Consider the following 9799-nt stretch of genomic DNA (forward strand, 5'->3'; position numbering starts at 1 on the left):
TTTCACCCCTTTTCCTTCACAATAATCAGTGAATAATAACCTGCCGCATCGGGTATTTCCTCTGCAGTCTCATATATTTTTTCTGTTTCCATTCCGCAGTTTTCAATCATAACCGCAGACTGTCCGCTGTTTAAAATACTCTCTTTTACCTGTTTTAATTTTCTGCCTGTTTTCATCAGAACTTTGGTTCCCGGAAGGGCCAGAATCTCATTCATTTCATCTGCTTTATAAGTAGCCGGAATCACATGAAGCGGCTCTGCCATTTCTACAAGACTCCTGTTTAATCTGGCTGCTACTGCGCAAAAAGAAGTGATTCCGCTGACAATTTCCACCTCATATCCCCGGCTTAGAATCCGTTTATGGACGTACATATAGGTGGAATAAACCGTAGGATCTCCCAGCGTCAGAAATGCAACCTGTTTTCCCTCTTTTAAGCAGGCTTCTATGTCATCAGCTGCTTTCTCATGGTTTGCTTCCAATACAGCTTTATCCTTTGTCATAGGCATAGCTATGGGAATCAACGGTTTGCTGTCCAGTTCTTTATATACACCTTTTACAATCTGATAAGCCACGCTTTCCTGCACCTCATTTCCGGGAACAGCAATGACGTCACTTTCCTGTATTATCCGCAGAGCCTTTATGGTTAATAATTCCGGGTCTCCGGGTCCTACGCCCAGTCCCAATAATTTTCCATTCATGTTTTTTTCTCCTTTTCTTCTGTCTTTTCTGTATAGCAGGGATACTGCCGCCGCAGCAGTTCAGCCAGAGTTTTGGCTTCTTTTGTCTCTCCCAGATATCCGAATTCATTGGAAAACAATACCGCTTCTGTCTGCAGTCTTCCATAGGTTCTATGATTCAGATAATAGCTGATTCGATCCATCAACTCTCCCATAACCGGCTCTAAAAGCCCTTCTTTTTGTATCACGGTAAGTCCTTCATCTGTGGTAATGGTATTCAGAATTTCTCTGGCTCCTTCCATGGAAATTCCGGCCCTTAGGGCGTTGGCGGCCAGTATTTCGGCTCTGCCATCCGCACAGCGGGAATGGGTATTCATAATTCCTGCTGCTACCTTCACAAACTTTCCGATATGAGAGATAAAAAGAATCCCTTTTACCCCCATATCCACAGCCATATCCAGAGTTTCTCCCACATAATTGCTGCATTTCATATTCTCTGAAAAAGGCAGATTCATATGTTCTTTTATGTATGCTACACCATAATTTCCCGGGGTCACTAAAAGATATTCGGCTCCGTTTTCTACCTTTTGCCGCATCTCCACTTCAATGCTTTTGATAAGGGCTGCTTCACTCATAGGTTCAACAATTCCAGAAGTTCCAAGTATAGAAATCCCCCCTTCAATCCCAAGCCGGGGATTAAAGGTTCTGGCAGCGGTCTGTTCTCCTTTTGGCACACTGATGGTTACCAGAAGACCGCCTTCGTAGTCTGCCTGGCTGCAGATTTCTTCCAAAGCCCTCTGTATCATGGCACGGGGAACTTTATTGATTGCTGCACTGCCTACTGGCTGTTCCAATCCTTTTTTCGTCACTCTTCCCACGCCAACGCCGCCGTCGATGATAATTTCTTTCCCGGAAATTTTCTCTACTTTGGCAAAAATTTTCAGCCCGTGGGTCACATCCGGGTCATCTCCTGCGTCTTTTTCTACAGCACAGGAAACCCAGTTTTCTCCCCTGGTAATATCCAGAATCTTCAGGGATAGAAGAATTCCTTTGGGCGTCATCAGGCTTTCTGTTTCTTTGTATTTGTTTAAAAGAAGCATAAACGCCGCTGCCTTTGCAGCCCCTGCTGCGCAGGAGCCGGTGGTATAGCCATAGCGCATTTTTTTATTGTTTTTAATACTGTAGTACCCTTCCAGTCCCGTGGTTCCTGTCATAGTTTCCTCACTTCATTCCTGCCGAAAAAAACCGCTGTCCTGTCAAGACAACGGCTTTTTCTATTCATTATTCCTGGAAGTATCCGGTTGCCGCAGAATGCTTCCACTCCTTGAACATTTCATGTATCTGGCTTTACAGTAACGGACTTGCACAGGAAATTCTCCTGTTTCCATGGAAATGTTCAGCTTTTTTTCTATTTATAACCGTATTCATTATATAATTTTCTACAATAAAAGTCAACGCAAACCATTATCTTTCTACCCAAAATCCACGTTCTCCTCCTGCGGCCTCTATCAGTTTCCTGGTACCGGTTTCGGCCAGTACCGGCACACTTTCCGGATGTGTCCAGTTTGCAATCTGGTCATCAAAAAGAATGTTTGCGGAAGCCGGAAATTCCTCATCCCCATCCCAGAATATATAAGTCAGAGAAATTTTAGGGAAAGCCTGCAGCGTAAAGCTGACATCCCCAAACCGCTCCTGTTTTCCTTTTATGCTTAATCCCGCCCGAAGCAGTTCTTTCGTCTTTCCCGAAAAGTTTCGTACAAGAGGCAGCAGAGCTGATTTTTGGTAGGCTTTTTCAAAAACGGCTGCTTCTTTAATTTCACGGAAAGGAACCTGTTTTGTACTTTCCCTGGCATCTTTTTTATGATAATGCAGGTGCTGCATGATGGTCAGCCTGTCCTCTACAGGCACTGCAGAACCGTCTGCTTTTCCAATATTTCCGTCTTTCAAGGTAATGGTACACAATTCTCCAAAGAAGGGAATATAGAGATACTCTCTGTCTGTTTTCAACCCCAGAAAGTCTGCTGTTTCCCTTGGATTGTCCTGCAAAAACCACTCCTGGTACTGTCGGAAAACTTTCTCATAATTGGAATCTGCCATAGCCTTTTCTCCTCCTCATAAAGTATATTTTTCTTTATTTTATCATATCTTAAAGGTTTATGAAAGCTGCTGCGGCACTAAAAAACGGAGCTTATCCAATGGATACGCCCCATTTTTCAGTGCTGCAGTTCTCTGTTTTTAAATGATAATACACACCAGTCCGCCTTTGCTGTCATTGACGATTTTCTGCATGGTGTCCTGGAGTTTTACCTGACTCTCATCTCCAATCTGCACCAGTTTTGTGTGAATCCCATCCTCCACCAGCTGTCCGATGGATTTGCCGAAAATGTTCGTCTGCCAGATACTTTCCTTTCGCTCATCACTGGCCTTAATATAAGAAATCAAATCTTTTGCCTGTTCTTCACTGCCCACAATCGGCGCAATTTCTGTTTCAATATTGGCGCGAATCATATGTATGGAAGGGCTGATGGATTTGATTTTAACCCCATACTTACTGCCCTGTTTAATAACAACGGGTTCTTCCAGTTTTATCTCTTCTTTGTCCGGAGTTACCACACCGTATCCCTTACCGCGAACCGAGGAAATAGCGCCTTTTACTTTGACGTATTCCTCTTTCATTTTTGCCAGTTCCTGCATGGTATGAATCAATTCATATTCATCAGAAATATCCACGCCTGTCATCTCGCTTAGAATCTCATAGTACCAGGTTTCATCCATTTCTACCCGTACACAGATTCTTCCGCTGGACAGGTCTGTCTTCTCCGGAATCATATTTCTGATATACTCAGAAGCAACCGCAAAATGGTCTTTGGACGCGTCCTTTACATACTTCATATGACTCATAAGTTCTTGAATAGACCCAAGAAGATTTTCCTTTAAATAATGGTCAGCGGGCAGCATTTCCACCCATTTTGGAACATAAAATTCCATCTGCACAATGGGGAATTCATAAAGAAGTTTTTCCATAATTCTGGACACATCTTCTTTTCTCAACTGTTCACAATTTACACTTACAACTCCGGCCTGATATTTCTTTTTCAGTTCCTCTGCCAGGGCTAATGTTTCTTCTTTATAAGGCTTCTGGGAATTTAAAATAATCAAAAACGGCTTGCCTGTTTTCTTTAGTTCTGACACAGTTTTCTCTTCTGCCGTGATATAACTTTCCCGGGGAATTTCCCCAAAAGAGCCGTCACAGGTAACCACCAGGCCAATGTTGGAATGTTCTTCGATGACTTTTCTGGTGCCTGTCTCTGCCGCCTGGTGAAAGGGGATTTCATAACTGTACCAGGGCGTTTTTACCATACGTTCCTTTCCGTCTTCCATGTTTCCTGCCGCATTGGGAACCAAAAATCCCACACAGTCTATCAACCGTATTTTCGCCTGAAATTCCTCTCCCATTTGGATTGCTGCTGCTTCTTTTGGAATAAATTTAGGTTCTACGGTGGTAATCAGTTTACCGGAACCGCTTAGCGGAAGCTGGTCACGAATTTCATTTCTCAGGTTTTCCTCCATATTGGGAAGTGCAGCCAGTTCCATAAATCTTCGCACAAATGTGGATTTCCCCGTGCGCACCGGACCCACAACACCTATGTAAATTTCTCCGTTTGTACGAGCCTGTATATCCTTGTAAATATTATATGTATCCATAAAATACCCCTTTCATCGTATTGCTAGATTATATGACAGACCTTTCAAAAAAATTCCTCCCAATTTCACGAACATTTGTTCTTGACATTTTTTATATACCTGTTATAATAAAATCAGAATATATGTTCGATTCTATTTTATCATTTTTACAAAGAGGTGTTTACATGAAAGTGAATTTTTCTCTTTCCCTAGAAGAAAAACTGCAGATTTTATCAGATGCTGCCAAATATGATGTTGCCTGTACTTCCAGTGGTTCTGACCGGAGAGGGAAAAAAGGCAGTCTGGGGAACTCCTGTGCTGCAGGTATCTGTCACAGCTTTGCCGCAGACGGAAGGTGTATTTCTCTTTTGAAAGTCCTGCTCTCTAATGAGTGCGTCTATGACTGTAAATACTGTCTGAACCGCCGCTCCAACGATAAGGTGCGCACCACCTTTACCCCGGAGGAACTCTGCAGTATCACCATGGAATTTTACAAAAGAAATTATATTGAAGGACTGTTTCTGAGTTCCGGAGTCATCAAAAACCCTACCCATACCATGGAACTGATCTATCAGACTTTGTACCTTCTGCGTACAAAATACCATTTCAGGGGCTATATCCATGCCAAGGCTGTTCCTGGCGCGTCTCCGGAAATTATTGAGCAGACCGGATATCTGGCCGACCGTATGAGTATCAATATGGAACTCCCTACGGAGAAAAGCCTGCACACCCTGGCCCCCGGAAAAACACAGCAGTCCATTGTAAAACCTATGGCCCAGATACAGGGGAAAATTATAGATTACCGGCTTTCCCTGGGCAAAACTGCTTCTATGGAGCGCTTTGGACAAAACCAGTATCTCTCCAGTACAATTTTTACGGATACTGCCAGTACTTTGTCCGGTGCTTCCTCCTTGGCTCTGGAAAAAACTGCTTTTACACCCCGGATACAGAATTCCCGTTCTCTGTCAGTCCCTATAGATAAGCAAAAAAAACGGCCATTTGTACCTGCTGGACAGAGCACACAGATGATTATCGGAGCCACCGCTGAAAATGACTATGAACTTTTACAGGTAACCCAGCAGATGTATCAGAAATTTGATTTAAAGAGGGTCTTTTTCTCTGCCTATATTCCCCTTAACGAAGACTCTGCTCTGCCATCTCTGGACACAGCCCCTCCTCTGCTTCGGGAACATCGGCTTTATCAGGCGGACTGGCTGCTGCGCTATTATGGTTTTCATGCTGAGGATTTGCTCAGCCCCGCCAGGCCCAATTTTAACATCCTGCTTGACCCCAAGTGTGACTGGGCGCTGCGTCATCTGGAAATTTTTCCAGTAGAAGTTTCCCATGCTTCTTATGGCGACTTGTTAAAGGTTCCGGGAATCGGCAATAAATCTGCGTGGCGAATTGTTCAGGCCCGCCGCCAGGGCACTCTGGATTTTTCTGCGCTAAAGAAAATGGGGGTAGTTCTAAAGCGGGCACAATATTTCATCACCTGCCAGGGAAAAATGCTGTATCGAACTCCTATTGAAGAGGATTTTATTACCCGCCAACTGACCGGCACAGATAAAAAAACAGCCTGGGAAGCAGAACATCCTCAGACTTATGAACAGCTTTCCCTCTTTGACCACCATTTTCTGGAAGTCCCGCCTACCGTAGAAGACAGTTGTAAGACCTTTTGGGGTCAATTATAAGAAAAGGAGGCTCTTCCATGGTTGTTTTTACCTGTTATGACAATTTTGAATCCATGATGACCTGTATTTATGACGCTTGGGCAGCCCGGCTGGGACACTCCAATATCCGGCTTCAAACAGAACCTGTGGGCAACCTGGAACTGTTCTGTGAATACCGCCATATTGATACGGAAATGGAAAAAGTTCAGAAAGTTATCCGCTCAATCCACAAAAAAATCTCTTTTCAGGCGTATCAGTATGTATATGCTGCCTCCCTGTCTTCTCATGAGGAAAAGCTGGACAGAATTTACCGTTTTCTGGTGCTGGGCTTTGCCTGTGGAAACGCTGTGCTGGATATGCTCCATCAGCCGGAGGTACAGGCCATTTTTGAATTGCAGCGAAGTGTATATAATGAAACACACAAATTCCGAGAATTTGTTCGCTTTGACCGTCTGGAAAACCAGATTCTATTCTCTGTCATTGAACCGAAATCTCATGTGCTGACGCTCTTGGCTCCTCATTTTGAAGACCGTATGCCCTCAGAAGACTGGATAATTACAGATAAGAATCGCCTGCTTGCTGTAGTGCACCCTAAAAATCAAGAAGCCTTTTTAACTCCCATTACACCCCAAGAACTGGCTTACATGGAAAGTGTCCGAAACAAAAAGGATTCTTATACAAGATTGTGGAAAACGTTTTTCGATTCTGTCTCTATCAAAGAGCGGGCCAATGCCAAATGTCAGAGAAATTTCCTGCCCCTTTGGTATCGAAAAAACATGACAGAATTTACAGAAGAATAGTTCCGCCCTTTCATCCGAAATACATTGTAAAAGGCGGAACCCAAAACAGGTTCCGCCCATACCTCCAATATAGAATCTCTTCTGTACTGGGTTCTTTTTATGCAAATTTTCTCTTAGCAGCTTCTACCACATGGCCTACCAGTACAGAAGTTGTAACGCTTCCTACACCGCCCGGCACAGGAGTGATAGCTTCTACGATTGGTTCTGCCTTTTCAAAATCCACATCTCCACAGAGTTTTCCTTCTGCATTGACATTGATACCCACATCAATAACAACCTGACCTTCTCTTAAATAAGTGTCATCTACTACACCTGCACGTCCTGCAGCAACAATGACGATATCTGCTTCTTTTACTACAGAAGGCATATCCACGGTTCTTGTATGACATACTGTAACAGTTGCATTTTTCTTAATCAGCATCATGGCAGCCGGTTTACCTACAACCAGACTGCGTCCGATAACAACTGCTTTCTTGCCTGTGCAGTCAATGTCGTAATAATCCAGAATTTCCATACAAGCCTGTGGTGTACATGGAGGGAAACCTACGTTCTTTCCGGTAAATACACCGGACATAGAGCCGTCTGTCATACAGTCTACATCCTTTTCAGGGTCCAGAGCATTTTCAATCACAGACTGATCCAGATGTTTTGGAAGCGGACGGAATAATAATACTCCGTGAATATTGTCATCTTTATTTACTTTGTCAATGGTTGCCAGAAGTTCCTCCTGTGTAACATCAGCCGGAAGTAAGATTTTCTCACATGCAACACCTAAAGTTTCACAGCGTTTGGTTGCTCCTCTTTCATAGGAAATATCGCTTTCATTCTCTCCTACACGAATAATTCCCAGAGTTGGTCTTACCCCTTTTGCTTCCAGTGCAGCAACATCTGCTTTGATTCTCTCATTTAATGCTGCTGTTACTTCTTTACCAAGTAATCTTTTTGCCATTTCCAGCATCCTCCTAATAGTTCTTTTTCTATGATTATTTTAATCTGGATAATACGCTTTCAAATGTTTCATCTGCAATCTTTGTATATTTTGCCAGCATAGCGTCTGCTTTTTTATTTAATTCTTCCGCATAAGCTCTGTCGGCCATGGATTTTGTATTGATGTAAACATTTAAGCTGGCTCCTTTTAAAGCAGCTTTACAGAAAGCAGCGCCTACCCCTGCATCACTGATAGCCAAAGTAGAACCCTTTGCTGCGAACTCTACAATAACTTCAATGGCTTCACAGCATTTTTCCATGATTTCCATAGGTACAGAACAGGCATCTTTTAACACGATTTCCATAACACGTGCTTTTTCTGCCTTTTCCTCTTCTGTATTTCTCGGCATACCGTATGCTTTGGAAAGAGGCTCGAATACTTCTGCGTCTCTCTCAATCAGGCGAAGAAAATCTTTCTGGAGTTCATCGCATTTTTTCTTTAACTCCCACATTTCTTCTTCTACCTCTGCATATTTCTTTTTGCCTACTGTAAGGCTTCCTACCATATTTCCAAGAGCAGTTCCTACTGCTCCTACTAAGGCAGAAGCGCCGCCGCCGCCGGGAACCGGGGCTTTAGAAGCCAGGACTTCTACGAATTCATTGCATGGCACTGTTGAAAATCCCATTGTTGTATCCTCCTTAAAACCGTATCTCTTTCTGCTTAGAACAAGCCGTGAATCTTTCCTGTCTCGTCTACATCAATCTTTTCAGCAGCCGGCACTTTCGGCAGACCCGGCATAGTCATGATTTCACCGGTTAATGCTACGATAAATCCTGCACCTGCGGAAATCTTTAAGTTTCTTACGGTTACTTCAAAGTCTGTAGGCGCACCCAGTTTGGTCTGGTCGTCTGTTAAGCTGTACTGTGTCTTAGCCACACAGATTGGGCAGTTTCCGTATCCTAATGCTTCTAACTGTGCTGCCTGTTTCTGCGCATTGGCTGTCAGGACAACTTTCTTTCCGCCGTATACTTTCTGTACAATCTGGTTTAATTTATCTTCAATGCTTCCTTCCAGTTCATAAGAGAAGGTAAAGTCGTTTGGTTCTTCTACCAGACGGATAACTTCTTTTGCAAGAGCAATACCGCCTTCGCCGCCTTTGGCCCATACTTCAGACAGGGCAACGTTTACGCCCAGTTCCTTACATTTCTGTTCTACCAGGTCAAGTTCTGCCTTCGTATCTGTGGGGAATGCATTGATAGCAACCACACATGGCAGTTTGTATACATTTTTAATGTTGCTTACATGTTTTAACAGGTTCGGAAGTCCTTTTTCCAATGCTTCCAGGTTTTCGTTATTTAAGTCTGCTTTTGCCACGCCGCCGTTGTACTTGAGGGCACGAACCGTTGCTACGATAACCACTGCGCTTGGGTGCAGGTCTGCCATACGGCACTTGATATCCAGGAATTTCTCTGCGCCGAGGTCAGCGCCGAAGCCTGCTTCTGTAATGGCGTAATCACCTAATTTCATTGCCATCTTGGTTGCGATAACAGAGTTGCAGCCGTGTGCAATGTTTGCGAATGGGCCGCCGTGTACGATGGCAGGTACATGCTCCAAGGTCTGCACCAGGTTTGGCTTCAGAGCATCTTTTAACAGGGCACACATAGCGCCTTCTGCGTGTAAGTCATGAGCCGTAACCGGTTTCTGTTCGGAAACTTTTCCGTATGTATAACCAACAATAATACGTCCCAGTCTTTCCTTTAAGTCTGTAATGTCTCTGGCCAGACACAGAACTGCCATGATTTCAGAAGCTACGGTGATGTCATAGCCGTCTTCTCTTGGCATGCCGTTGGTCTTTCCGCCCATACCGTCTACTACGAAACGAAGCTGACGGTCATTCATATCCACACATCTTCTCCAGGTGATTTTTCTTGGGTCGATGTTCAGTTCATTTCCCTGATAAATGTGGTTATCCAGCATAGCTGCCAGAAGGTTGTTGGCTGCACCGATTGCATGGAAATCTCCGGTAAAGTGCAGGTTGAT

Annotated in this window: 9 protein-coding genes; 2 read left to right on the top strand and 7 right to left on the bottom strand. The window is 43.9% G+C overall.

Translation table 11 applies throughout. The annotated features are described in order from the left end of the window. Positions 1-2 precede the first annotated feature (2 nt). The 4 genes from cobI to spoIVA form a co-directional block, all read right to left on the bottom strand. Complete coding sequence (gene cobI / locus WBS51_RS08605) at positions 3-698, bottom strand: precorrin-2 C(20)-methyltransferase (protein WP_173749623.1); 696 nt, start codon at positions 696-698, stop codon at positions 3-5. After that, positions 695-1891 carry a cobalt-precorrin-5B (C(1))-methyltransferase CbiD gene (cbiD, locus tag WBS51_RS08610; RefSeq protein WP_173749624.1) on the bottom strand — a complete coding sequence of 399 codons (1197 nt, stop codon included), beginning with the start codon at positions 1889-1891 and terminating at the stop codon, positions 695-697. The genes cobI and cbiD overlap by 4 nt, the downstream gene beginning before the upstream one ends. A gap of 250 nt (positions 1892-2141) precedes the next feature. Beyond that, positions 2142-2774 (bottom strand): DUF3786 domain-containing protein, encoded by a 633-nt coding sequence (locus tag WBS51_RS08615; RefSeq protein ID WP_173749625.1) that lies wholly within the window; start codon positions 2772-2774, stop codon positions 2142-2144. Positions 2775-2912: 138 nt separating this feature from the next. Continuing rightward, positions 2913-4382: a stage IV sporulation protein A gene (gene spoIVA / locus WBS51_RS08620; protein ID WP_291683227.1), complete on the bottom strand. Its 1470-nt coding sequence runs from the start codon at positions 4380-4382 to the stop codon at positions 2913-2915. Positions 4383-4546: 164 nt separating this feature from the next. Here spoIVA and WBS51_RS08625 point away from each other — a divergent pair, with 164 nt between their 5' ends. Together WBS51_RS08625 and WBS51_RS08630 are read left to right on the top strand one after the other, a co-directional pair. Continuing rightward, entirely contained in the window at positions 4547-6052 is a 1506-nt protein-coding gene (locus WBS51_RS08625) for a putative DNA modification/repair radical SAM protein (protein ID WP_291683226.1), read from the top strand. A 17-nt stretch (positions 6053-6069) separates the two neighbouring features. Beyond that, on the top strand, positions 6070-6831 hold the full coding sequence (locus WBS51_RS08630) for a TIGR03915 family putative DNA repair protein (protein WP_173750316.1): 762 nt from the start codon (positions 6070-6072) through the stop codon (positions 6829-6831). Between the two features lie 97 nt (positions 6832-6928). Here WBS51_RS08630 and WBS51_RS08635 read toward each other — a convergent pair whose 3' ends face one another. From WBS51_RS08635 to WBS51_RS08645, 3 genes are all read right to left on the bottom strand, one after another. Continuing rightward, positions 6929-7780, bottom strand: a complete 852-nt coding sequence (locus WBS51_RS08635; RefSeq protein ID WP_173750315.1) for a bifunctional 5,10-methylenetetrahydrofolate dehydrogenase/5,10-methenyltetrahydrofolate cyclohydrolase — start codon at positions 7778-7780, stop codon at positions 6929-6931. A gap of 34 nt (positions 7781-7814) precedes the next feature. Continuing rightward, a complete protein-coding gene (locus WBS51_RS08640; protein ID WP_294461176.1) occupies positions 7815-8444 on the bottom strand; it encodes a cyclodeaminase/cyclohydrolase family protein in 630 nt (209 codons plus the stop codon). A 35-nt stretch (positions 8445-8479) separates the two neighbouring features. Further along, the coding region (locus tag WBS51_RS08645; RefSeq protein WP_342694067.1) for a formate--tetrahydrofolate ligase at positions 8480-9799 on the bottom strand (1320 nt) is incomplete at its 5' end.

Source organism: Blautia acetica (genome assembly GCF_038739805.1).
Classification (GTDB): Bacteria; Bacillota; Clostridia; order Lachnospirales; family Lachnospiraceae; genus Blautia.